The 24,817-nt window shown below is 62.9% G+C and carries 23 protein-coding genes and 1 riboswitch; of the genes, 17 read left to right on the forward strand and 6 right to left on the reverse strand.

Annotated features, from left to right (window positions below):
- Positions 1–199 precede the first annotated feature (199 nt).
- The 7 genes from QN222_RS22820 (at position 200) to QN222_RS22850 (ending at position 9,755) form a co-directional block, all read left to right on the forward strand.
- Positions 200–2,281: an ABC transporter substrate-binding protein gene (locus QN222_RS22820; protein ID WP_283964592.1), complete on the forward strand. Its 2,082-nt coding sequence runs from the start codon at positions 200–202 to the stop codon at positions 2,279–2,281.
- Between the two features lie 84 nt (positions 2,282–2,365).
- On the forward strand, positions 2,366–3,379 hold the full coding sequence (locus QN222_RS22825) for an ABC transporter permease (protein WP_284005603.1): 1,014 nt from the start codon (positions 2,366–2,368) through the stop codon (positions 3,377–3,379).
- Positions 3,376–4,503 (forward strand): ABC transporter permease, encoded by a 1,128-nt coding sequence (locus QN222_RS22830; protein ID WP_283963427.1) that lies wholly within the window; start codon positions 3,376–3,378, stop codon positions 4,501–4,503. The genes QN222_RS22825 and QN222_RS22830 overlap by 4 nt, the downstream gene beginning before the upstream one ends.
- 11 nt (positions 4,504–4,514) lie before the next feature.
- Positions 4,515–6,185 carry an ABC transporter ATP-binding protein gene (locus QN222_RS22835; protein WP_283963428.1) on the forward strand — a complete coding sequence of 557 codons (1,671 nt, stop codon included), beginning with the start codon at positions 4,515–4,517 and terminating at the stop codon, positions 6,183–6,185.
- 20 nt (positions 6,186–6,205) lie between these two features.
- Positions 6,206–7,579: an alpha-glucosidase/alpha-galactosidase gene (locus tag QN222_RS22840; protein ID WP_283963429.1), complete on the forward strand. Its 1,374-nt coding sequence runs from the start codon at positions 6,206–6,208 to the stop codon at positions 7,577–7,579.
- Positions 7,580–7,813: 234 nt separating this feature from the next.
- A complete protein-coding gene (locus QN222_RS22845) occupies positions 7,814–9,070 on the forward strand; it encodes an adenylate/guanylate cyclase domain-containing protein (protein ID WP_283963430.1) in 1,257 nt (418 codons plus the stop codon).
- Between the two features lie 376 nt (positions 9,071–9,446).
- A complete protein-coding gene (locus tag QN222_RS22850; protein ID WP_283963431.1) occupies positions 9,447–9,755 on the forward strand; it encodes a hypothetical protein in 309 nt (102 codons plus the stop codon).
- 112 nt (positions 9,756–9,867) lie between these two features.
- Here the strand turns inward: QN222_RS22850 and QN222_RS22855 are convergent, their stop codons facing one another.
- From QN222_RS22855 to thiC, 5 genes are read right to left on the reverse strand one after another with little or no spacing between them, the layout of a single operon-like run.
- The gene (locus QN222_RS22855) at positions 9,868–10,473 is read right to left on the reverse strand and encodes a thiamine phosphate synthase (RefSeq protein WP_283963432.1); all 606 of its coding nucleotides are present in this window, start codon (positions 10,471–10,473) and stop codon (positions 9,868–9,870) included.
- Positions 10,470–11,243: a thiazole synthase gene (locus QN222_RS22860; RefSeq protein WP_283963433.1), complete on the reverse strand. Its 774-nt coding sequence runs from the start codon at positions 11,241–11,243 to the stop codon at positions 10,470–10,472. The genes QN222_RS22855 and QN222_RS22860 overlap by 4 nt, the downstream gene beginning before the upstream one ends.
- Before the next feature lie 2 nt (positions 11,244–11,245).
- A complete protein-coding gene (gene thiS, locus QN222_RS22865) occupies positions 11,246–11,443 on the reverse strand; it encodes a sulfur carrier protein ThiS (RefSeq protein ID WP_283963434.1) in 198 nt (65 codons plus the stop codon).
- On the reverse strand, positions 11,440–12,450 hold the full coding sequence (gene thiO / locus QN222_RS22870) for a glycine oxidase ThiO (RefSeq protein ID WP_283963435.1): 1,011 nt from the start codon (positions 12,448–12,450) through the stop codon (positions 11,440–11,442). Before thiO ends, thiS begins: the two co-directional genes overlap by 4 nt.
- Before the next feature lie 2 nt (positions 12,451–12,452).
- The gene (thiC, locus tag QN222_RS22875) at positions 12,453–14,279 is read right to left on the reverse strand and encodes a phosphomethylpyrimidine synthase ThiC (protein WP_283963436.1); all 1,827 of its coding nucleotides are present in this window, start codon (positions 14,277–14,279) and stop codon (positions 12,453–12,455) included.
- A 94-nt stretch (positions 14,280–14,373) separates the two neighbouring features.
- Positions 14,374–14,485, reverse strand: a riboswitch (TPP riboswitch).
- Between the two features lie 145 nt (positions 14,486–14,630).
- Here thiC and QN222_RS22880 point away from each other — a divergent pair.
- A complete protein-coding gene (locus tag QN222_RS22880; protein WP_283963437.1) occupies positions 14,631–15,014 on the forward strand; it encodes a DUF427 domain-containing protein in 384 nt (127 codons plus the stop codon).
- Positions 15,015–15,112: 98 nt separating this feature from the next.
- Here the strand turns inward: QN222_RS22880 and QN222_RS22885 are convergent, their stop codons facing one another.
- Positions 15,113–16,000 carry a helix-turn-helix domain-containing protein gene (locus tag QN222_RS22885; RefSeq protein ID WP_283963438.1) on the reverse strand — a complete coding sequence of 296 codons (888 nt, stop codon included), beginning with the start codon at positions 15,998–16,000 and terminating at the stop codon, positions 15,113–15,115.
- Positions 16,001–16,189: 189 nt separating this feature from the next.
- On the opposite strand from QN222_RS22885, the gene pobA reads away from it, so the two are divergent.
- The 9 genes from pobA to QN222_RS22930 all read left to right on the forward strand — a co-directional run bounded on the left by pobA (position 16,190) and on the right by QN222_RS22930 (position 24,786).
- Entirely contained in the window at positions 16,190–17,362 is a 1,173-nt protein-coding gene (gene pobA, locus QN222_RS22890) for a 4-hydroxybenzoate 3-monooxygenase (protein ID WP_283963439.1), read from the forward strand.
- Positions 17,363–17,635: 273 nt separating this feature from the next.
- Positions 17,636–18,808 (forward strand): ABC transporter substrate-binding protein, encoded by a 1,173-nt coding sequence (locus QN222_RS22895; RefSeq protein ID WP_283963440.1) that lies wholly within the window; start codon positions 17,636–17,638, stop codon positions 18,806–18,808.
- A 67-nt stretch (positions 18,809–18,875) separates the two neighbouring features.
- A complete protein-coding gene (locus QN222_RS22900; protein WP_283963463.1) occupies positions 18,876–19,739 on the forward strand; it encodes a branched-chain amino acid ABC transporter permease in 864 nt (287 codons plus the stop codon).
- A 5-nt stretch (positions 19,740–19,744) separates the two neighbouring features.
- Positions 19,745–20,746 (forward strand): branched-chain amino acid ABC transporter permease, encoded by a 1,002-nt coding sequence (locus QN222_RS22905; protein ID WP_283963441.1) that lies wholly within the window; start codon positions 19,745–19,747, stop codon positions 20,744–20,746.
- Complete coding sequence (locus QN222_RS22910) at positions 20,743–21,507, forward strand: ABC transporter ATP-binding protein (RefSeq protein ID WP_283963442.1); 765 nt, start codon at positions 20,743–20,745, stop codon at positions 21,505–21,507. Before QN222_RS22905 ends, QN222_RS22910 begins: the two co-directional genes overlap by 4 nt.
- Positions 21,488–22,204, forward strand: coding sequence for an ABC transporter ATP-binding protein (locus tag QN222_RS22915; RefSeq protein ID WP_283963443.1), 717 nt, complete (start codon positions 21,488–21,490; stop codon positions 22,202–22,204). The genes QN222_RS22910 and QN222_RS22915 overlap by 20 nt, the downstream gene beginning before the upstream one ends.
- 106 nt (positions 22,205–22,310) lie before the next feature.
- Complete coding sequence (locus tag QN222_RS22920; RefSeq protein WP_283963444.1) at positions 22,311–23,333, forward strand: LacI family DNA-binding transcriptional regulator; 1,023 nt, start codon at positions 22,311–22,313, stop codon at positions 23,331–23,333.
- A 117-nt stretch (positions 23,334–23,450) separates the two neighbouring features.
- Positions 23,451–24,119, forward strand: coding sequence for an amino acid ABC transporter permease (locus tag QN222_RS22925; protein WP_283963445.1), 669 nt, complete (start codon positions 23,451–23,453; stop codon positions 24,117–24,119).
- A gap of 10 nt (positions 24,120–24,129) precedes the next feature.
- Complete coding sequence (locus QN222_RS22930; protein WP_283963446.1) at positions 24,130–24,786, forward strand: amino acid ABC transporter permease; 657 nt, start codon at positions 24,130–24,132, stop codon at positions 24,784–24,786.
- The last annotated feature ends 31 nt before the right edge of the window (positions 24,787–24,817 follow it).

Genomic DNA, 24,817 nt, shown 5'->3' on the forward strand with positions numbered 1-24,817 from the left:
GCGCGTCTCCTTCGCCCCGCCTGCGGGGAGAAGGTGGCCGGCAGGCCGGATGAGGGGCAATCCCAAAACGGGTGGTTCGCCGCATCCGCATTGAATGGAGACCCGAGGACATCTGCGTGAGGAGACGCGGGTGCTCGTGGCCAAGAAGGAGCGCCACCCGCCCCGGCGTGGCGAATTGAGGAGGGAGAACCTTAAGCCAATGAGAACGCACCGATTGAAGACAACGGCCGCCCTGCTGGTCGGTATTTCCGCCTTCGCCGTCGAGGCCTTTGCGTCGGAGCCGACCGTCGTGCCCGAGCAACCGCCGTTTCCGGCGCAGGGCAAGATCACCTATGTCCCGCGCGACGCGCTTCTGGAGTTCAAGGCCCTGCCCGAATACAAGGAGCCGGACTGGGTGACGGAGAAATTCGTCAAGACCGGCAAGCTGCCGCCGGTGGCGGAGCGGCTGCCGAAGGAGCCGATGGTCTTCAAGACCGGCAACATGCCGGATGGCGTGGGCGTTTATGGCGACGTACTCCGCCACGTCATCGGCGGGCGGCCCGAAGGCTGGAACTACAGCGCCGGCCAGACTCAAGGCTGGGGCGGCATCGACATCGGCATGTCGGAATGCCTGACGCGCACCGCGCCGCTGTTCCAGGTGGAAGCTGCCGATGTGGAGCCGCTGCCGAACCTTGCGAAAAGCTGGGAATGGTCCGAGGACGGCCACAAGCTGACCATGCATCTCGTCGAGGGCGCGAAATGGTCGGATGGCGATCCCTTCGATGCCGAGGATGTGATGTTCTACTGGGAGGACAACGTCGTCGATCCGAACGTTTCCCCGCTGAACGGCGCGACCCCCGAGACGTTCGGGGTTGGAACGACGCTGAAGCAGATCGACAAATACACGGTCGAATGGACCTTCAAGGAAGCCTTTCCGCGCCAGCATCTCTACGCGATGGCCTACGGCACCTTCTGCCCCGGCCCTTCGCATATCCTCAAGACCAAGCACCCGAAATATGCCGGCACGACCTATGACCAGTACAAGAACGGCTTTCCGGCGGAATACCTGAACATTCCGGTGATGGGCGCCTGGGTGCCGGTCGCCTACCGGGCGGACGACATCATCGTGCTGCGCCGCAACCCCTACTACTGGAAAGTCGACGAGGCCGGCAACCAGCTGCCTTACCTCAACGAACTGCACTACAAGCTTTCGACCTGGGCCGATCGCGACGTGCAGGCGATCGCCGGTTCGGGCGATTTCTCGAACCTCGAGCAACCGGAGAATTTCGTCGAGTCGCTGAAACGCGCGGCCGATAAGGCAGCGCCGGCACGGCTTGCCTTCGGTCCCCGCGTCATAGGCTACAATCTGCGCCTGAACTTCTCGGCCAATGGCTGGGGCGAGCCGGATACGCGGGCCCAGGCGGTGCGCGAGCTCAATCGCAACCTCGACTTCCGCAAGGCCGTGACCATGGCGATCGACCGCAAGAAGCTCGGCGAAGCGCTGGTCAAGGGTCCGTTCACGGCGATCTATCCGGGCGGGCTCTCCTCTGGTACGAGCTTCTACGACCGGCAGTCGACCATGTACTATGCGTTTGACCTCGATGGCGCCAAGGCGCTGCTCGAGAAGGTCGGGCTCAAGGACACGGACGGCAACGGCTTCGTCAACTTCCCGGAAGGAACCGCGGGCGGCGCGGATGTGCAGATCGTGCTGCTCGTCAATTCCGACTACGGCACCGACCGCAATCTCGCCGAAGGCCTGATCGGCCAGATGGAGCAGCTCGGCCTCAAGGTCGTTATCAACGCCGTCGACGGCACCAAGCGCGACGCGACACAATATGCGGGCAAATTCGACTGGCTGATCCGCCGCAACGACCAGGAGCTGACGTCGGTGGTGCAGAATACGACGCAGCTTGCCCCGACCGGTCCGCGCACGAGCTGGCACCACCGTGCCCCTGAAAGCGGCACCGTCGACCTGATGCCCTATGAGCAGGAGCTCGTCGATCTCGTCAACAAGTTCATAGCCAGCAACGACAATGACGAGCGGGCGGCGTTGATGAAGCAGTACCAGAAGACCGCGACGACCAATGTCGATACCGTCGGCCTGACGGAATATCCGGGCGCGCTGATCATCAACAAGCGCTTCTCGAACATTCCGACCGGCGCGCCGATCTTCATGTTCAACTGGGCCGAAGATACGATCATCCGCGAGCGGGTCTTCGTCGCAGCCGACAAGCAGGGCGACTACGAGCTTTATCCGGAACAGCTTCCCGGCAAGCCCGGCGAAAGTGGACCCAGTAACTGAAGCCGCCGAACCATGCCTCCGGCTCCCGCCCCACGGGAGTCGGAGGGAACTGCGTGATTTCAAAGAACGACAGAAGGAAACGGCATGTTCAGATTTCTGCTTGTCCGCATCGCCTCTGCCATTCCGGTATTGCTTGTCCTGAGCGTGGCGACCTTTGCCATCATCCAGGCGCCGCCCGGTGACTACAGCGACTACATCCGCTCGCAGCTCATCAATCAGGGCGGAGCCTCCTTCGAGGAAGCCGACGCGCAGGCGCAGGCCTATCGCAAGGAACACGGCCTCGATCAGCCGCTGCCGATCCAGTACGTCAACTGGATCACAGGGATCCTCACGCGCGGCGATTTCGGCCACAGCCTCTATTACAACAAGCCGGTTGCCGACGTCGTCGGCGAACGCCTGCCGCGCACCCTGGCGCTGGCGCTCGTGTGCCACCTTCTGGCGTCGCTTTTCGGCATATCCTTCGGCATCCTTGCCGCGACGCGGCAATATTCCTGGGTCGACAGCCTGCTTTCGACCATCTCGTTCCTCGGCATGACGGTGCCGCGCTTCCTGATGGCGCTGATCATCGTCTACGTCCTCGTCTTCCATTTGAATGTCAGCGAGATCAACAGCTTCCATTCTGCCCGCTTTGGCGGGGCGCCGTGGTCTTGGGACAAGTTCGTCGATCTGGTGAAGCATGTCTGGCCGGTCGTCGCGATCGCCACCTTCGGCGGCCTCGCCTACAATATGCGCGTCATGCGCGGCAATCTGCTCGACACGCTGAACGCGCAATATGTCGAGACGGCGCGCGCCAAGGGTTTGAGCGAAGGTGCCGTCGTCATGCGGCATGCTGTTCCCAATGCCCTTCACCCGCTGATCATGTATCAGGGTGTCGTGCTTCCCTACATGCTGACCGGCGAGATCGAGACGGCGATTATCTTCGCGCTGCCGACGGTCGGCCCGGCCATCGTCGGCTCGATGTGGGTCGGCGACGTCTATGTCACCGCCACCTTCATGCTGGTTCTCTCCGCAACGCTGATCGTCGGCAACATCATCGCCGACCTGCTGCTTGCCGCCCTCGATCCCCGGGTGCGGATGGGAGGAGGGGCCCACGCATGAGTGTCGAAACACACAGCACCATCCCGCTCTCCGTGCAGCCGCAGGAAAAGCACCACAACGAAAGCTATTCCGCGCTCGTCTGGCGCCGCCTCAAGCGATCCTGGACCGGTCTGCTCGGCCTGATCCTCGTCAGCCTGCTGATCCTGATGGCGCTCTTCGCCGATTTCCTGTCGCCGGTGGATCCGAAGGCGACCGGCGTCGGCTTCGCGCCGCCGCAGGCGATCAGCATCCACGACAAGGACGGCAACTTCGTCTTCCCGCCGCGCAGCTATCCGGTGCGCGAGACGGAAGAGCTCGACCCGATCACCTTCCAGCCGGTGATCGGCCCGGATTACGACAATCCGCAGGTCCTCGGCTTTTTCGTCAAGGGCGCGCCGTACCGGCTGCTGGGTCTTATCCCGGCGGAGCGCCATCTCTTCGGCGCGGTTGACGGGACGGCAGTCCATTTCCTCGGCACCGACAAGTTCGGCCGCGACGTGCTCTCGCGCATTCTTCACGGCTCGCGCATCTCGCTGATGATCGCGCTCATCGTCGTCTTCATCGTCACCGTGGTCGGCACGACCGTCGGCATGGTGTCCGGCTATTTCGGCGGCCGCTTCGATGCCTGGGTACAGCGTTTCGTCGAGCTCGTGCTCGCCTTTCCGCAATTGCCGCTCTATCTGGCGCTCGCCTCGCTGATCCCGGTGACGGCGCCGACCAGCGTGTTCCTCGCCTTCGTCATCATCGTGATGTCGGCGCTCGGCTGGGCGCAGATGTCGCGCGAGGTCCGCGGCAAGACGCTGGCGCTCGCCCGGATCGACTATGTGCGGGCGGCGATCGCGATCGGGGCGACGGACCGGCGCATCATCTTCCAGCACATCTTCCCGAACGTGATGAGCCACGTCATCGTCGCCGTGACGCTGTCGATCCCGCAGGTGGTGCTGCTCGAATCCTTCCTCGGCTTCCTCGGCTTTGCGGTGAAACCGCCGCTCATTTCCTGGGGGCTGATGTTGCAGGATACGGCAAATTACTCGGCGATCGGGTCTTATCCCTGGATTCTCTCGCCCGTCGCCTTCGTGCTCGTCACCGTCTTCGCTTTCAATGCGCTGGGTGACGGCCTGCGCGACGCAATTGACCCCTACTGAGGAGCACGCCGATGGCGACGACGGAAACCATTGCCCCGGCCCCGGAAGAAAGGCGCGACCTTGCGACGAAGGGCGCGAGACCGATCATCGACGTGCGCAAAGTCGCGGTCACCTTCAAGGTCGAGCACGGAACGGTCGAAGCGGTGAAGGACGTTTCTTTCCAGCTCTATCGCGGCGAGACCGTCGCGATCGTCGGCGAGTCCGGCTCCGGCAAGTCGGTGACGGCGCGCAGCATCATGGGGCTCTTGTCCAAGCGCGCCACGATCGCCTCGCATTCGCGCATCGACTATGACGGCAAGGACGTGCTGAAATTTTCCGCGCGGCAGCGCCGGGCGCTCAGGGGCGACCGGATCTCGATGATCTTCCAGGAGCCGATGAGCTCGCTGAACCCGGTCTATACGATCGGCAGCCAGATCATCGAGGCGATCCGCGCCCACCGTCGCGTCAGCCGCCGCGCGGCGAGCGAACGGGCGCTGGAGCTGCTGCGTCACGTGCAGATCCCCGACCCGGAAGCGCGGCTCAACCAATATCCGCATCAGCTTTCCGGCGGCCAGCGCCAGCGGGTGATGATCGCCATGGCGCTCGCCAACGACCCGGACGTCTTGATTGCGGATGAGCCGACGACGGCGCTCGACGTCACCGTGCAGGCGCAGATTTTGAACCTGATCCGCAAGCTGCAAAAGGAACTCGGCATGGCCGTGATCCTGATCACCCACGACCTGACGGTCGTCCGGCAGTTCTCGGATTACGTCTACGTCATGCAATACGGCGAGGTGAAGGAACACAACACCACCGCCGCACTCTTCGCCAATCCGCTTCACGCGTATACGCGCCGGTTGCTCGCCTCCGAGCCTTCGGGCGCGGCCAATCCGCTGCCGGACAATGCACCGATCGTGCTCGATGGCCGGGACGTCAGGGTTTCCTTCATGCTGAAGAAGGGCGGCTTCTTCAAGCCGGAGCTGAAGGAGCTCGTCGCCGTCGACAGCCTGAACCTTCACCTGCGGCGGCACGAAACGCTCGGTCTCGTCGGCGAATCCGGCTCGGGCAAGACCACCTTCGGCCAGGCTCTGATCCGGCTTATCAACACCGATAGCGGGGAGATCTACTTCGATGGTCAGCCGATCCACGGCAAGGACCGCAAGGCGATGCGGCCGTTGCGCTCGCGGATCCAGATCGTCTTCCAGGACCCGTTCGCCTCGCTCAATCCGCGAATGTCCGTCGGCCAGATCATCGAGGAAGGCCTGATCGTCAATGGGATCGGTCACAATCGCCAGGACCGGTTGGCGCGTGTTGAGGACGCGCTTGTCAGCGCCGGCATGCCGGCCAACATCCTGTCGCGCTTCCCGCACGAGTTTTCCGGCGGCCAGCGCCAGCGCATCGCGATTGCCCGCGCTATCGCGCTGGAGCCAGAGTTCATCCTGCTCGACGAGCCGACCTCGGCGCTCGATCTCTCGGTACAGGCCCAGATCATCGACCTGTTGCGCAAGCTCCAGGACGAGCGGGGCCTGAGCTATCTTTTCATCTCCCACGACCTCAAAGTCGTGCGCGCGCTCTGCCATCGTGTGGTCGTGATGCAAAACGGCAAGATCGTCGAAGAGGGGCCGGTGAGCGAAATCCTTTCCAATCCCAAGACCGCCTACACCGAACGGCTCGTCAGGGCCGCCTTCGATGTAGCCGCATGACCTTCAAACAGAGGTATCCCATGACTAGGCAACCCAAGATCACCTTCATCGGCGCCGGCTCCACCGTCTTCATGAAGAACATCATCGGCGATGTGCTGCAGCGTCCGGCGCTCTCGGCCGCCACCATCGCGCTGATGGACGTGAACCCGGAGCGTCTCGCAGAAAGCGAGATCGTCGCCGGCAAGCTCGTGCGCACGCTCGGCGTCAAGGCGAAGGTCGAGACCCATTCGAACCAGTTGAAGGCGCTCGAAGGGGCCGACTTCGTCGTCGTCGCCTTCCAGATCGGCGGCTACGAGCCCTGCACCGTCACCGACTTCGAGGTGCCGAAGAAATACGGTCTGCGCCAGACGATCGCCGACACGCTCGGCGTCGGCGGCATCATGCGGGGCTTACGCACCGTGCCGCATCTCTGGAAGATCTGCGAGGACATGCTCGCGGTCTGCCCCGAGGCGATCCTCCTGCAATATGTCAACCCGATGGCGATCAACACCTGGGCGATCGCGGAGAAATACCCGACGATCCGGCAGGTCGGCCTCTGCCATTCGGTGCAGGGCACCGCCTTCGAGCTTGCCCGTGATCTCGACATCCCGGTCGAGGAAATCCGCTACCGCGCCGCCGGTATCAACCACATGGCCTTCTACCTGAAGTTCGAGCACCGGCAGGCGGACGGTAGCTATCGCGACCTCTATCCGGACCTGCTCCGCGGCTACCGCGAAGGACGCTTCCCGAAGCCCAGCCACTGGAACGCGCGCTGCCCGAACAAGGTGCGCTACGAGATGCTGACGCGGCTCGGCTATTTCGTCACCGAGAGCTCCGAGCATTTCGCCGAGTACACGCCCTATTTCATCAAGGAGGGGCGTCCGGATCTCATCGAAAAGTTCGGCATTCCGCTCGACGAATATCCGAAGCGCTGCATCGAGCAGATCGAACGCTGGAAGGGCCAGGCGGCAGCCTACAAGGAGGCCGAGACGATCGAGCTCAAGGAGAGCCCCGAATATGCCTCGTCGATCATGAACTCGGTCTGGACCGGCGAACCCTCGGTCATTTACGGCAACGTCAGGAACAACGGCTGCATCACCTCGTTGCCGGAAAACTGCGCCGCGGAAGTGCCGTGCCTGGTCGATGCTTCCGGCATCCAGCCGACCTATATCGGCGCGCTGCCGCCGCAGTTGACCGCGCTGATCCGTACCAACATCAACGTCCAGGAGCTGACGGTCCAGGCGCTCGTGACCGAGAATCGCGAGCACCTCTATCACGCAGCGATGATGGATCCGCATACGGCCGCCGAACTCGACCTCGACCAGATCTGGTCGCTCGTCGACGACCTGCTCGCCGCACACCGCGACTGGATCCCGGAATGGTCGCGTGTTTCGAAAAAGGTTCAGGCCGCCTGACATTTCTCCCGGTCAGGCGGTAAGAAAGCCCCGGAACGATCGTTCCGGGGCTTTTCCACAACCGGCCCCTTAAAAATCGTGCCGCGGTGCGCCACATTAACCCAATGTATATCCTGCATGTCTGCTCAAATCGGTGTCGATTGCAGTGGGAACATGCAGCGATTCGAAGCGCCGCAGCACCTGCGTGGATCCGAGAAGATGCAACGGCGCTGGCGGTGATGACGGAGTGTCGCAATGCAGTCGCTATTGAATCCGAGCCTCGCCGACGCGCGCCAGGACGACGGAACCCGGCCGGCGCGAAGCCGGAAAGTCCTCGACTGGTTGATCAACGAGACCCGCGGCGAGCGTTTCATCGACAATATTCTGGTGGAGATGTGCGAGCGGCTGGTGGCGGCTGGCGTGCCGGTCGCTCGGGCCTCGCTTCACTTCAGGATTCACCATCCGCAATGGATCGGCGCGCGCATCCTCTGGCGGAAAGGCCTGTCGGAGGCGGAACTGCAGACTTATGAATACGGCATCGAGGATACGGAGCAGTATCTGAACAGCCCGCTGCACGAGTTCAACAACGGCGCGCCGGAGGTGCGGGCGCACCTTGATGATCCCGCGGCGGACAGCCCGCAGTATCCGCTTTACGATGAACTGCGCGCCAGCGGCCTCACCGACTATTTCATCTGGCCGCTCGAGCACACGCTCGGCAAGCGGCATGCCGTTACTTTCGCGAGCGACAGGCCGGGCGGCTTCAGCGAGGAGCACATGGCGGTCTTCGCCGATCTTCTGCCGGCGCTGGCGCTTGTCAGCGAGATCAGGCTGAAGAACCGCTTCGCCCGCACGCTGCTGGAGACCTATGTCGGACCGCATGCGAGCGAACAGATCCTCGCCGGCGCGACGACGCGCGGCAGCGGGGTGACGGTCGGCGCCGCGATCCTGATCTGCGATCTTCGCGACTTCACGAAACTGTCCGACCTTTGGCCGCGCGACGACGTGATCGAACTCTTGAACGGTTATTTCGACGCGATGTGCGAGCCGATCGAGCGGCATGGCGGCGAGATACTCAAGTTCATGGGCGATGGCCTGCTGGCGATTTTCCCGCTGAGCGATCCGATGGCCTGCAGCAATCTTCTCAGCGCCATCGGCGAAGCGCAGGCGGCGCTTGCCAGGCTGAACGAGGAGAACGTGCAAAAGGGCCATGAACCGCTGGGCTACGGCATCGGCGTCCATGTGGGCGACGTGATGTACGGCAATATCGGCTCAAGCAAACGCCTCGATTTCACGGTGATCGGGCCGGCGGTGAACATCGCATCCCGCCTCGAAAGCCTGACAAAGGTGATCAAACGGCCCATTCTGCTCTCCAGGGCCTTCGTCGAAATGGCCAGATGCCAAGGCGAGTTGGAAAATCTCGGCTCCCATCCGGTAAGGGGGCTCGACGCACCGATCGACGTCTTTGCTTTCTCCGGCAATTCCGCGTCGGCGGAGCCGGCTGCAAGATCTTAAATTCGGCAGCGACGCGGAAGAGTTTCCTCAGCCCAAGGACTTGGGCTGGCTGGCTTCCTGTGACAAGCACAGGAATGACGTTGCGAGGAGAAGCTTTGCCGTGGCCGCGACCGACGAGGGTGCAGACCGAAGTTCCAGACTAACGGTCGCGTTACCGAAGCGAAAGCAACGTGCCGGCCTGCCGGAACTTATGCGTTCCTCATGTCTTTGAGATGAGTGAGGTGTATGCGACTTCGGGCCACGGTGGCGCGGAACGGGATACCCGCTTTTGGCGGGCCGTTGCCTTCAGAATTCCATAGTTATCGCGTCAAGCGGGCCCGACCTGAAGATGAGTGTCGGCGGCGTGGCCGCCGCTGCTTGCAATGAGTAAGAGACGATGAAGATCAAGAACGGCTTCAGGATTACCTGGAAGACCAGCCGGAACCTGCCAATTGAGTATTTCATCCTGGCGAATGTGCAATTCGAAGGACGGGTCATCGGACATCTCGCCGGTCGCCCGATCCGCGAGATCGTCATCGACGATAACGGGCTTCAGTATCGGTTCGTCGGTGTCGCGTCGCGCGACGAGAGAGGCCGGTTCGATGTCCAGTCGCTCAGGACCGGGGAATGGATCGTCCAGCCCGGGCTCGTATATGCCCAGGATCCGACGCTCGCCTTCAACCGGCGCGCCGATCGCGCGGCGTGAACGCCGTACAGCGCCGCGCGTCCAATCGGACGCGCAAAGGTCGCTGTAACGCTTTGAGACACTGCATGATTTTCAATTGATTCCGATTTAAGGAATCATGCAGTAGTCGGGCTCAGCGCCAGCGTGCGGTCCTTTCGATCCATTCCTGCGTCCGCCCTTCCGGATCGGCATTGAGCGTGATGTCGGTGACGACGGCGGCACTATCGGCGCCGTGGGCGAAGACGCCTTCGAGCCGGTCGGTGTTCAATCCCCCGATCGCGACCAGCGGAAGCGGCCGCACGCGCTCGCGCCAGGCGGAGATGCGGGCAAGCCCTTGCGGCTCCCATTTCATCTTCTTGAGGATCGTCGGATAGATCGGACCGAGCGCCACGTAGTCGGGCTCGGCGGCGAGCGCGGTTTCGAGCTCGGTCTCGTCATGGGTGCTTAGGCCGAGCTTCAGCCCGGCGGCGCGGATCGTCGCGACGTCGGCCTCGGCAAGGTCCTCCTGACCGAGATGAACGAAGTCGCATCCTTCCTCGATCGCGATCTGCCAGTAGTCGTTGACGATCAATTGGCAGCGATGGGCGGCGCAGACCGCCTTGGCGACGCGGATTTGGCCGCGGATGTCTTCGTCGTTTCGGTCCTTGATCCGAAGTTGCACCAGTTTCACGCCGAGCGGCACCAATCGCTCGATCCAGGCGGCACTGTCGACGATGAGGTAGAACGGGTCGAGCTTCACGAGAAGACCGCCTTTCCGATGACGGGGGTCGAGGGCACGGCCATGTCGCGCGGTTCGAGCATTCCGGCCTCGAACGCGGCGCGGCCGGCGTCAATTGCCTTGGCGAAGGCTGCAGCCATCAGCGCCGGGTTGCCGGCGCCGGCAACGGCGGTATTGAGCAGCACCGCGTCGTAGCCGAGCTCCATGACGATCGTCGCGTGCGACGGACGGCCGATGCCGGCGTCGACGATCAGCGGCACCTCGGGAAAATGCGCGCGCATGGTTCGAAGCGCCGCGATGTTCTGCGGCCCCATGGCGCTGCCGATCGGCGCGCACCAGGGCATCAACACCTTGCAGCCCGCCTCGACCAGCCGTTCGGCAACGACGAGATCGTCGGTCGTATAGGGAAAGACCTCGAAACCCTCGCCGGCCAGGATGCGTGCCGCCTCGACAAGCCCGAAGACGTCCGGCTGAAGCGTATCGTGATTGCCGATGACCTCGAGCTTGATCCAGTTCGTGCCGAAGACCTCGCGCGCCATCTTCGCCGTCAGCACGGCTTCCGATGCGGAATGACAGCCGGCCGTATTCGGCAGCACGCGTACGCCAAGCTCGCGGATGAGCTCGAAGAAGGCGCCGCCCGAGCGGCCGCCTGCCGTTTCACGACGGAGCGACACCGTGACAACCTCGGTGCCCGCCTGCCGGACGGCATCGGCGAGGATTGCGGGGGAGGGGTAGCGCGCCGTGCCGAGCAGCATGCGCGAACCGAGTTCCCGTCCGTATAGTGTCAGCATCTTCAGCCTCCCTTCATCGGCGAAAGAATTTCGATCCGGTCGCGATCATTGAGCCGATGGTTTGCCCTGTCGGTCCGGTGCACGAGTTCGCCGTTGACAGCGGTTGCGAGCCACTCTCCTTCGTATTCGAGCGCCAGCAGCAGCTCCGACAGCGTCCTTGCGCTGCTCTCCAAGGTCTCGCCGTTGACGATGTAGGTCATTGGGTTGCTCCCTGTCGGAAAGGAGGATTGGGGGAGAACGGCGGATGCTCCGCTCCGCAGAGCTTTTCTGCGAGTTGCCGCGCCATGGCGGGCGCAAGCAGGAAGCCGTGGCGGTACATGCCGGCGATCGCGAAGCCATCGTCGCGGTCGAGGACACGCGGCAGGTTGTCTGCAAAGGCGGGCCGGACACCAACGCCCATCTCCACGACGCGAGCCTCGCCGAACGCGGGGTGAACTGCGTAAGCGGTGTTCAGGAACTCCATCACCGAGCGGGCGGTGATCGGTCCATCATCATCGGTTTCGATCATGGTCGCGCCGACCATGAAACGATGGTTGTCTCGCGGCACGATATAGAGCGGGTGGCGTGGATGAAGCAGGCGGACAGGCCTTGAGAGGCTGATCTCAGAAGTTTCCAGAAAGAGCATCTCACCCCGGACACCACGTAGGCCGGTCGTGGTGGCAATCGCCGCCGCGCCTGTGCATTCGACCACTGCCGAGAAGGACGTATCGGACGGCAGGTCGGTGCTCCCGAGATGGAAGCGCACGCCTCGCTCCACGAGCGTCGCGTAAAGGCCGTCCATTGCCTTTCGCGGATCGAGATGGGCCTCTTCGGGAAAGAACAGCGCGCGGTCGAACCGGCCCGCGAGGTCCGGTTCGAGTTCAGCGATCGCATTGCCGCCGACCCATTCGTATCCGCGGGTGCGGGCGGCGAAGCGGTCGAGCTCACCGCTGTCCCGTCCCGCGGCGATCACCAATGTGCCCCTGCGAAACACTTCGCCGGGGGCAGCCTCCTCCCACCAGTCTGCGGCGGAAAGCCCGAGCGTCAGCACTGCTTCGTCGGCCGCTTCGCGTTCGCAATGGGGCGCGATCATGCCACCGGCATAGCTGGACGCGCCGGTTCCCACGGTTTCCGCCGCGTCCAGCACCTCCACCGCGATCCCGCGGCGGCTGAGCTCGAAGGCGGCGGCAAGGCCGGCGACGCCGGCGCCCTTGATCAATACCGTCATTCCTACTCTCCTGGCTGGGTTTCTTCGCCGACCGGCATATAAAGATCGCCGCCATCGCGGTACTTGGCTGCCATGGCCGCCAGCCCCTCCTTCTGTGCCTCGGCACGGATGTCGTGGGAGATCCGCATCGAACAGAATTTCGGGCCGCACATGGAGCAGAAATGCGCAACCTTGTGCGCCTCCTTCGGCAGCGTCTCGTCGTGGAAGCTGCGCGCCGTCTCCGGATCGAGCGACAGGTTGAACTGGTCCTCCCACCGGAATTCAAAGCGGGCGCGCGACAGCGCGTCGTCGCGGATGCGGGCGGCCGGGTGGCCCTTGGCGAGGTCGGCGGCGTGGGCGGCGATCTTGTAGGTGATGACGCCCGTCTTGACGTCGTCGCGGTCGGGCAGTCCCAGATGCTCCTTCGGCGTCACGTAGCAGAGCATGGCGGTGCCGAACCAGCCGATCATCGCCGCGCCGATACCCGAGGTGATGTGGTCGTAGCCGGGCGCGATGTCGGTCGTCAGCGGGCCGAGCGTGTAGAAGGGCGCCTCGCCGCAGACTTCAAGCTGCTTGTCCATATTCTCCTTGATCTTGTGCATCGGCACGTGGCCGGGGCCTTCGATCATCACCTGGCAGTCCTTCGCCCAGGCGATCTTCGTGAGTTCCCCGAGCGTTTCGAGTTCGGCGAACTGCGCGGCGTCGTTGGCGTCGGCGATCGAGCCGGGGCGCAGGCCGTCGCCCAGCGAAAACGAGACGTCATAGGCGCGGCAGATGTCGCAGATCTCCTCGAAATGCTCGTAGAGGAAGCTCTCCTTGTGGTGATGCAGGCACCACTTGGCCATGATCGAGCCGCCGCGCGAGACGATGCCGGTGACGCGATTGACGGTCAGCGGAATGTAGTGCAGCCGCACGCCGGCATGGATGGTGAAATAGTCGACCCCCTGCTCGGCCTGCTCGATCAGCGTGTCGCGATAGACCTCCCAGGTGAGATCCTCGGCAATGCCGTTCACCTTCTCGAGCGCCTGATAGAGCGGAACCGTGCCGATCGGCACCGGCGAATTGCGGATGATCCATTCGCGGATGTTGTGGATGTTGCGGCCGGTCGAAAGGTCCATGACCGTGTCCGCACCCCAACGCGTCGCCCAGACCATCTTCTCGACTTCCTCGGCCATCGAGGAGGTGACGGCGGAATTGCCGATATTGGCGTTGATCTTCACCAGGAAGTTGCGGCCGATGATCATCGGCTCGGATTCCGGATGGTTGATGTTGGCTGGGATGATGGCGCGGCCCGCCGCCACCTCCTGGCGGACGAATTCCGGGGTGACGAAATCGGGAACCGATGCGCCGAAGCTTTCGCCGTCGCGCGTGAGCGCCTCCTTCGCCGCCTTGCGGCCGAGGTTCTCGCGGATGGCGATGAACTCCATCTCGGGCGTGATGATGCCGGCACGGGCATAGGCAAGCTGGGTGACGGCCTGGCCCGGTTTGGCGCGCAGCGGCTCACGGCGAACGGGGAATTCCGGCGTCAGCCTCTCGCCGGTGGCAAAGCCGTTATCCTCTGCCCTGACGCTGCGGCCCTCGTAACTCTCGACGTCGCCGCGCCCAAGAATCCAATCGCGGCGAAGCTGCGGCAGACCCCGGTCGATGCGGATATCCACGTTGTCGAGCGTGTAGGGGCCGGAGGAGTCGTAGACCGTCACCGGCCGCTCGCCGGAGGTCGGATGCAGCGCGATCTCGCGCATTGGCACGCGGATATCGGGATGGATCTCGCCGGGGTGATAGATTTTCTGCGAGGCCGGAAGAGGACCCTGCGTGACCGATGGCGCTGCGAGAGGCTTGATAACATTCATCTTGAGGCTCCAAAGTCTTCGCGTTGGAGACCCAGTTCTGAAGCCGGAAGGATGAAAAGACGCTATGCCGATGGATCACGGGAACACGGAATCCTGGCCTTCGTCTGCACCGTCCCTACGCCAGTATGAACTGGATCAGGTTCAACGGGTCACTGCGCGCTTTAGCAGTATCTCAGCCCCTTGCCGGGACCCCCCTGGTGAATGAGTGCAAATAGTCACCGATATCGCCGCTTCGTCAACCCTGTTTTTTCGGCGGTTGGCCGGCTGCAACCCGCGTAGACAGTTGCCGCCCTTGGGAAGCGGTGGGCATGACCCTATGTAAGAAGGGTCAATTTCAAAAGGCGATCGCTCATGTCAGACAAGCCGATCAAAATTCCCGGGCCCGATCATCCGATCACCATCGACCACAACCCAGCGCGCGTCGTCGTCAAGCTCGACGGCCGCGTCGTTGCCGATACGCGCGATGCGCTGATCTTGCGCGAGGCGTCCTATCCGCCGGTGCAGTATATTCCCCGCAAGGACGTCGACATGTCGCTCGTTGCGCGCACCGATCATTCGACGCATTGCCCCTACAAGGGCGACGCTTCCTACTACAGCGTCACACCAGGTGGCGAGCGCTCGAAGAACGCCATCTGGACCTATGAAAACCCGCATGCGGCGGTGCGTGAAATCAAGGACCATATGGCGTTCTATCCGGATCGGGTGGACTCGATCGAGGAATTGCCGGCGTCTTAGAAGCTACGCAATTCCTCGCGGAAAACCGTTGCACACTTTTCCTGGAATTGCTCTCAGTCGCCAGCTCCAACCGTGCTGGTGAGAGAACACATTGAGCGTCACACGCCGAGCTTTTGCCGCTCCGCCATCCGCCAGGCGCGCGGCGTAGTCCCGAGGTGACGGACGAAGAAGCGTGAGAAATACGCCGCGTCTGAAAAGCCGAGGCGGAAGCTGATCTCCTGGACGCTTGCACGCGTGAAGACGAGTTCGCGCCGCGCCGCGTTCAAGAGCCTTTCGGCGATGACCTCGTGCACGCTCTGTCCCGTCATCGCCCGGACCACGCGGTTCAAATGCGTCTGCGACAGACCGAGTTCGCGGGCGTAGAACGCCGCCGGTCGGTGCACAAGAACGTGCTGTCGGAGCAGAGCGTCGAACCGCTCCATCCGACGCTCGTTTTCGCTTTCCGCGGCAGCCGCGTCGACACGCGGCGCCTCCGCGAGTCGCGCCGTCAGCGCCAGCACCGTCGAGAGATAAGCGTCGAGCAGGCCGGTGCGGTGATTGCGCTGTGCTGCCCATTCCTCCGCCAGCCGCTGCAAGGTCTCGGCGACGTAGCGGCCGTCCTCGCTTTCGCCGAGCGGCGTCAGGCAAGGTTTTGACATCCATCTCCCCAGTCTGCTGCGGCCGCCCGGAGCAGCCGGCAGGTGCGACGCGAGGATCGTGAAAACGAAACCGTCGATGTCGCGGGAAAAGCGGAAGCCATGGCTGACGGTGGGCGGGATGGTGATTACGGCCGGGGGAGAGATCGCCTGAGACGTTTCGCCGAATACGGCGTCGCCCGAACCCCCGGCGATGTACAGGATCTGAAAAAAGCTCTCATGGCGATGAAGGCCGATTTCCCAATGGTGCAGGCTGCTGCGCGAGGGGATCGTCTCGCAATGCAGCCAGAAATCGGGCCGTTCTCCGGACTCCTCGCCGTAAAGCTCATATGTCGGGACCGCGCGCTTCATCTCTTTCACCCAACGTCGATGTTCGATAAGTGCAATTTCTTGGCTGAAATGTCCATTGAGACAAGCCCTGGCGGCGCGCAAACTTCCTGACAAAAGACAATTTTTTTGCGGGCGCAACGTGGGGCAGCCGGTCCGCCGGCGGTCAAAAAGTTCGATCTCGCGCACGGCGTGCTCGATGGGAGGAGGTCCATGCGAACCCAGGTCGTCATTATCGGTTCGGGACCATCAGGTCTCCTGCTCGGGCAATTGCTGGGCCATGCGGGGATCGACAATGTCATCCTCGATCGTGCCAGCAAGGATCATATCCTTGGCCGGGTGCGGGCCGGTGTGCTGGAGGAGGGCACCGTGCGGCTGATGGACGAGGCGCAGTCCGGCAGCCGCATGCATACCGAAGGATTGCCGCATGACGGCTTCTCGCTCGCCTTCGACGGTCGCGATCATCGCATCGATCTCTTCGGTTTGACCGACGGCAAGCGCGTAATGATCTACGGCCAGACGGAACTCACCCGCGATCTCATGGATCGTCGGGAGGCAACCGGCGGATCGACGGTCTATGGGGCGGTGAACGTTACGCCGCATGATTTCGACAGCGATGCGCCCTATGTCACCTACGAGAAGGGCGGCACCACGCACCGCATCGCCTGCGATTTCATCGCGGGCTGCGACGGGTCGCACGGTGTCAGTCGCAAGTCGGTGCCGGAAAAGGCCATCCGCACCTTCGAAAAGGTTTATCCCTTCGGATGGTTGGGCATCCTCGCCGACGTGCCGCCGGTGAGCCCCGAACTGGTCTACGCCAACCACCCACGCGGTTTTGCGCTCTGTTCGATGCGATCAATGAGCCGCAGCCGCTACTACATCCAGTGCTCGCGCGACGAAAAGCTCGACGAATGGGACGACCAGCGCTTCTGGGACGAGCTGCGCCGCCGCCTGCCGGCTCACCATGCCGAACGGGTGGTGACCGGGCCGTCCTTCGAAAAATCGATCGCGCCACTTCGATCCTTCGTCACTGAGCCGATGCGCTTTCACCGGTTGTTTCTCGTCGGCGATGCGGCCCATATCGTGCCGCCGACCGGGGCCAAGGGGCTGAACCTTGCCGCAAGCGATGTGCACTATCTCTACGAGGGGCTCATCGAGCATTACGAGGATCGCTCGAACGCCGGCCTCGACGCCTATTCGGTCCGAGCACTTTCGCGCGTCTGGAAAGCGGTACGTTTTTCCTGGTGGATGACGACGATGATGCATCGGTTCCCGGACACCAGCGACTTCGACCAGAAGATCCAGGAGGCCGAGCTCGACTATCTCACCCATTCACAAGCGGCCGCCACGGCGCTTGCGGAAAACTATGTGGGCCTGCCGTTTTGACCGCGACTTCGACATGGCCACCTCGGCCGCCCCCAGCGGAGCTGCGGCGACGAGATCGTGCTGGAGCCGGCGTTTTGCGTGCCGCCGCGTTACTTTGGCAGGAGAACCTAGACGCAAGCTTCGTCGTGATAACATAACCCATCAGTTATGGAACGAGCGCTGACATTTCATTATTTATCGCGGTCGGACATGACAGACTGACGACGATGAGGTTGAACGCTAATAAATAGGCGATGCCGGACGGGAGTGAGCCGGGTATCGCAGGGAGGAAAAATGAAACGGACCATTCTCGCCGCGCTGGCGGCATTGGCAATGAGCGGGGCAGCCGAGGCCGACACGATCAAGATCGGCGTAATCGGGCCATTTTCAGGCCCGTTCGCGCTGCAGGGCAAGAATTTCAAGGCGGGCATCGACGCCTATATGGCGCTGAACGGCAGCAAGGTCGGCGACGACGACGTCGAGGTCATCTACCGGGACGTGCCGCAGGCGGATCCGGCCCAGTCGAAGGCATTGGCGCAGGAACTCGTCGTCAAGGAGGGCGTGCAGTATCTCGCCGGCTTCTATTTCACCCCCGACGCGATGGCGGTGACGCCGCTGCTCGAGCAGGGCAATGTGCCGCTGGTGGTCATGAATGCCGCAACCTCGGCGATCGTCACCAAGAGCCCGCTGGTCGTGCGCACCTCGTTCACGCTCTGGCAGACCTCCACGCCGATCGCCAAGGTCGCGAAGGATGCCGGCGTCTCGAAGATCATTTCGGTCGTGAGCGACTACGGCCCGGGCGTCGACGCCGAGAACGCCTTCAAGAAAGCGTACGAAGCGGCGGGCGGCGAGATCGTCGAGGCGGTCCGCATACCGCTCGCCACCAATGATTTCTCGCCGATCATGCAGCGCGTCAAAGATTCGGGCGCCCAGGGTGTCTTCGCCTTCCTGCCGTCCGGCCCGACGACGCTCGGTTTCGTCAAGGCCTATAACGAAAACGGGCTCAAGGATGCGGGCATCAAGCTCTTTGCGCCTGGCGACCTGACGCAGGAGTCCGACCTCCCGGCGCTGGGTGAAGCCGCGCTCGGCCTTCAGACGACGTTCCACTACGCCGTCTCGCACGACTCTCCCGAAAACAAGACCTTCGTCGAGGCGGCCGGCAAGGCGATCGGCAATCCCGCCGAGCTTTCCTTCCCAGCCGTCGGCGCTTACGACGGCATGCATGTCATCTACAAGATGATCGAGGCGACCGGCGGCGAGCAGGACGCGCAAAAGGCAGTCGACGCGGTCAAGGGACTTTCCTGGACGAGCCCACGCGGGCCGGTCTCGATCGACCCGGAATCCCGCCACATCATCCAGAACATCTATCTGCGCGAGGTCGCCAAAACCGCGGACGGCTCCTATTACAACAAGGAGATCCAGACTTTCGAAAAGCAGGGCGACCCTGGCCTTGCGGCTTTGAAATAGCAACGGCCGGCTATTTCGATGCGGGGTCGCCATGCTGCCCCGCATCATCGGCAAGCAGGATGGGCATATGCAAACCGTCTTCAGCATAGCGGTCGACGCGCTCGCTTACGGCATGGTGCTGTTCGTGATTTCGATCGGTCTTTCCGTCACCATGGGGCTCATGCGGGTGGTCAATCTCGCCCATGGCGCCTTCGCCATGATCGGCGGCTACATCGCCTCCTATGCGGCGCGCGACATGGGGCTCGGCTATGGGATCGCGCTGATGATCGCGGTCTTCGGAACGATCGTCATCGCCATCCCGATCGAGCGGCTGCTTTATCGCCGCATCTACGGGGCGCCGGAACTGACGCAGGTCCTGATGACGATCGGTATCACCTTCTGCGTCATCGGCATCGCCAACTATGTCTTCGGCCCGACGCTGAAGACGATCCCCCTGCCGACGGGGCTCCAGGGGTCCGTCGATCTTGGCTTCCGTTCGATCGCCACCCACCGCCTGTTTGCTATCCTTTGCGGTCTCGCCGTTGCCGCCGCTCTCTGGTACGCGATCGAGAAGACCGCCTTCGGGGTGAAGCTCAGGGCGGCTGTCGACAACGCCGCGATGGCGGCAGCCCTCGGGGTGCGCACCGAAATCGTCTATGCGGTGAGCTTTGCCGTTGCCGTCGGTCTCGCTGCCTTGGGTGGCGTGGTGGGCGCCGAACTGCTCCCGGTCGAACCCTATTACGCCCTGCGCTACATGGTGACCTTCCTGGTCGTCGTCTCTGTCGGTGGGGCGGGCTCGATACCGGGCACCCTGGTTGCCTGCCTGTTGCTCGGCGGGATCGATACGGCCGGCCGTTATCTGGTGCCGGAATTCGGCGAGTTTTTCTTCTATCTCGCCGTCATCGCAATCGTCTGTGTTTTCCCGCGCGGACTTGCCGGGAGAACGAGATAGTGACCATGGCGACGATGAACGACGCACTGGCGAACGCGCATGGCAATCGGCGAAAGTTCGGCCGCGATCTCGCCGGCCTTTTCGTGATCCTCGGACTGGCCGTCGTCGGCTACCTTTTGTTTCCAAATAACCTGGCGCTGCTCACGCGCATGACGGCGATCGCGCTCCTGGTGCTGTCTCTCGACCTCGTGACCGGCTATTGCGGGGTGGCGACGCTCGGTCATGCGGCTCTGTTCGGAACCGGTGCCTATGCGTCCGGAATTGCCGCGGTGCACTTCGGCATCACGGATCCGCTGCTCATGCTCGTCTGCGGCATTTTCGGCGGTGTCGTTGCGGGGCTTCTCTGCGGCGTGGTCATCCTGAGAGCCCACGGCCTTCCCCAGCTCGTTCTGTCGATCGCACTCATCCATCTCTTTCACGAGTTCGCCAACAAGGCCTCGTCCTGGACGGGCGGCAGCGACGGACTTGCGGGCATCGCGCCCGATCCGTTGCTCGGGCTCTTCGCGTTCGACCTTTGGGGCCGCACGGCTTACGTGTTCGGCGTCATCCTTCTTGCGGTCGTGTTCGCGCTCTTGCGCCTAGTCGTGCGCTCGCCCTTCGGCATGCTCTGCCGCGGCATCAAGGAGGATCCGATCCGCATTCGTGCGATGGGTGCCTCGCCGAAGGCCACCTTGGTCAAGATGTACATGATTTCCGGAGCGGTGGCCGGGGCCGGTGGTGCGCTCAACGCCATCTCGACCCAAGTCGTCGGTCTCGACAGCCTCTCCTTCACGCTCTCCGCGGAAAGCCTGGTCATGCTGGTGCTCGGCGGCACGGGCTCGCTCTTCGGCGCGCTTACCGGGACGATCGTGTTCATGTTCTTCGAGGATATCGTTTCGGCCGCCAATCCCTTCCATTGGCTGACGATGGTTGGTGGCCTGCTGATCGCAGTGGTATTGTTTGCGCCCAAAGGCCTCTACGGCACCATCGCCGGCGCCGTGACCAGATGGCGGGAGGCGCGCCGATGAGTGCGATCTTCGAGGTTCGAAATCTGAAGCGATCCTTCGGTGGCCTCGCCGTAACCAACGATGTCAGCCTTGCCATGGCGCCGGGCGACCGCGTGGCATTGATCGGCCCGAACGGCGCCGGAAAGACGACCTTCGTCAATCTCGTCACCGGCAATCTCACGCCCGATTCCGGCGAGGTGCGGATCGACGGCGAAGATATCACCCGCCTCGATGCCATCGGACGCGTTCGGCGCGGCCTCGTGCGATCGTTCCAGGTGACGCGTCTCTTCCAGGACATGACGCCGGCCGAACATGTGGCTCTTGCTGTGCTGCAGCGCGACGGTCGGGCAGGGCGCTTGTTCGGGAACTACCTCGCAATGCCCCAGGTGATGGCGGAGGTCGGCGATCTCATTGGCAAGCTCGGGCTGCGCGACCTGATGCACCGGCGTGTCCGGGAAATCGCCTATGGCCAGCAGCGGCTTCTGGAGATCGCCGTGGCATTGGCGCTGAAGCCCCGGGTGCTGCTCCTCGACGAACCGGCCGCTGGCGTGCCGCAAAGCGACACGGGCCGTATCGAACAGGCGCTGGCCGATCTTCCGCCCGACCTTGCCGTGCTGATGATCGAGCATGACATGGACCTTGTCTTCCGCTTCGCAAAGCGGGTGATCGTCCTGGCTGCCGGCACGATCATCTTCGACGGTTCGCCGTCGGATGTGACAAAGGATCCGCGAGTACGCGAGGCCTATCTCGGGAGCTATGCCAATGCCAGCCACGTCGCTTGAGGTCGAAAACCTGTCCGCAGGCTACGGGCCGACGCGGGTGCTTGAAGGCATTTCCTTTTCGGTGCCGGCCGGCGCGCGTCTCGCGGTGCTCGGGCGCAACGGCATGGGGAAGTCGACGCTGCTTGCGACGCTCGCCGGCCAGACGCGCCGCTACGAGGGGCGCATCCGCATCGGCGAGACCGATGTCACCGCACTGCCGAGCGCATCGCGGGCCTTGAGCGGTCTCGGCTTCGTGCCGCAGGCGCGCTGCGTCTTTCCGACCCTCACCGTCGAGGAAAACCTCTTCGTCGGGCTCAAGGGCCGGCCGAAGAGCGCACTCAAGGAAGCCTATGACATGTTCCCGCGTCTCCATGAGCGGCGCCGGAACCTCGGCTCGCAACTTTCCGGCGGAGAGCAGCAGATGCTGTCGACCGCCCGCTCGATCCTCGGACGGCCCTCGGTGCTGCTGCTGGATGAGCCGCTCGAGGGCTTGGCACCGGTTATTTGCGAAGAGCTCATGAAGGTCTTTGCCGAACTGGCGAAAACCGGCGACATGACGATATTGCTCGTCGAACAACGGATACAGAGTGCGCTGGATTTCGCCGACCATGTCATCGTGCTCGAGCGGGGACGGATCGCCTGGACTGGAACGCCGGTGCAGCTTTCGCAGGACCACGCGACCGTCGAACGGCTGCTGGGTGTTGGTAGCCTGCATTAGCGGAGCGGAGCCTTTGGGAGCGGCGCCAGAGATGCGGGAGCGTTTGCCCGACTCTCGTTGTTGACTATAGTTCTCCCTACCGCCATTCTTATCCCATTGGTATTCAATGTCCTTTGACGAACGAAAAAAGACTCGCGTTACGCTTCTGGATGTCGCGCGACATGCGAACGTCTCCCGCGCGACGGCATCGCTTGTTCTTCGCAAGAGCCCGCTGGTCGGCAGCGAGACGCGCAGCCGCGTCGAGCAGGCGATGCGAGATCTCGGCTATGTCTACAATATCGGCGCGGCTCGCCTGCGCGTCGAACGCAGCCAGATCATCGGCGCCATCGTCCCAAATCTCACCAACCCTTTCTTTGCCGAGCTCCTCTCAGGCATCGAAGAGGTGATCGGAGAGACCGGCAAGGTAGTCATCCTCGCCAATAGCGGGGATCGGGTCGAACGGCAGGCTACGCTGCTGCAGCGGATGCGCGAACACGGTGTGGATGGGGTCATCCTCTGCCCTGCCGCACGCACGGAGCCCGCTTTGTCTGAAGAGATCGCGGATTGGGGCATGCCGGTCGTGCAGGTTTTGCGCCATATCTCCTTCGACATTGACTATGTCGGTGCCGACTATGCCGCCGGAATGCGCCAAGCGGTGGACTATCTCGCTTCGCTCGGCCATGCGAAGATCGCCTTTGCCGCCCATGGCTCGGTCCAATCGGCCTATCAGGAGCGCGTCGATGGATTCCGCGACGCCATGCTGTCGAAGGCGCTCGACCCCGGCATCCTGATCCACTTTCCAACGCAGCTCGGAGAGATCGCCAGTGCAACGCATCTTCTGTTCGATCGGGCGACGCGGCCAACTGCGGTGATCTGCTTCAATCATCTTGTGGCTCTCGGGCTCTCCGCAGGGCTTCACGACTGCGGGCTGACGATCGGTCGCGATCTCTCCCTGATCGGCTTCGACGATGTGGCGGATGAAGAAGCCATCCGGCCAAAACTCACGTCGGTCTCGACCGGGCCGGTGACGATCGGCGAAATGGCGGCGCGGCTTCTCCTCGAACGTATCGCCAATCCGGACTTGCCGCCGCGCCGCGTGGTGAACGACACCACCTTGCACATTCGCCAGTCCTGCGGCCGACCCATGTGAAAATTGACGCTCATTTGCGGTTGACGCTTGCCGGGAAACATTTTAGATCGATCTAAGTAACCAGGATCGCGGGAGGGGCGCGACGTCCGGTCTCGGCATTTTGGGAGGAGTCCCTGCATGTACGATTTCAATTTTGCGCCCGTGCTGGCGGCGTTCGACCAGTTGGCGATTGGCGCCTGGCTGACCGTTCGCCTGTCCTGTGCCGCCATGCTGATTGGTCTCGTCGTCTCCATCTTTTGCGCTTGGGGAAAGACGTCCGGGCCGAAGATCCTCCGTGCGGTGATCGATGGCTACATCGAGATCATCCGCAACACGCCCTTCCTCGTGCAGATCTTCTTCATCTACTTCGGCATGCCATCGCTTGGCCTGAGGCTGTCGCCGAACAGCGCGGCGCTCCTGGCGCTTGTTGTCAACTTCGGTGCCTATGGCACCGAGATCATTCGCGCCGGCATCGAGTCGATCCACAAGGGCCAGGTGGAGGCGGGTTGGGCCCTCGGCCTGAAGAGGGCGCAGATCTTTCGCTACATCATCATGAAGCCGGCGCTGCGCACCGTTTATCCTGCGCTCACCAGCCAGTTCATCTACCTGATGCTGAATACCAGCGTCGTGTCCGTGATCTCCGCCGATGACCTGACCGCCGCCGGAAACGACCTCCAATCCGCGACCTTTGCGAGCTTCGAGGTCTATATCACGGTCACCCTGATCTATCTCGCCTTGTCGGTCGGCTTCTCCGCGCTGTTTTACGCGATCGAGAAAATGGCCTTCAAATATCCGCTCAGCCGCTAGGAGCACGACCATGATCAGAGTCTTCGGCTGGAACGAGTTCCTCATCATCGTCGTGGCGGCGCAATGGACGATCGCGCTTTCGGCAATCGCCTTTGCCGGCGGCAGCGTCGGCGGACTGTTGATGGCGTTGATGCGCGTGTCGGAAGTGCGGGCTTTCCGTCGCTTCGCCACCGGCTTCATCCGCCTCTTCCAGGGAACGCCGCTGCTGATGCAGCTTTTCCTGGTCTACTTTGGCATGAATATCGTCGGCTTTGCGATCAACCCGTGGATTGCTGCAGCTGTTGCGCTTGCGCTCCACGCCAGCGCCTTTCTCGGCGAAATCTGGCGCGGCTGCATCGAGGCCGTGCCCAAGGGGCAGCGCGAGGCTGCGACGGCGCTTGGCCTGCGCTATTATCATTCCATGCGCCACGTGATCCTGCCCCAGGCGATCCGCATCGCTGTCGCGCCGACGGTCGGCTTCCTGGTCCAATTGATCAAGGGCACGTCGCTCGCGTCGATCATCGGTTTCACCGAGCTGACCCGACAAGGGCAGATCATCAACAATGCGACGTTCAGCCCGTTCCTCGTATTCGGCACGGTGGCCGCTATCTATTTCCTCCTGTGCTGGCCGCTGTCGCTGGTCGCACGCCGAATGGAAACCCGTTTTTCCCGCGCAACGGCACGTTGACGGGCCCCACCGGCGGGAGGGCCGGCAAGTG

Origin of the sequence: Sinorhizobium sp. 6-70 (assembly GCF_030124375.1) — a bacterium.
Taxonomy (GTDB): domain Bacteria; phylum Pseudomonadota; class Alphaproteobacteria; order Rhizobiales; family Rhizobiaceae; genus Sinorhizobium.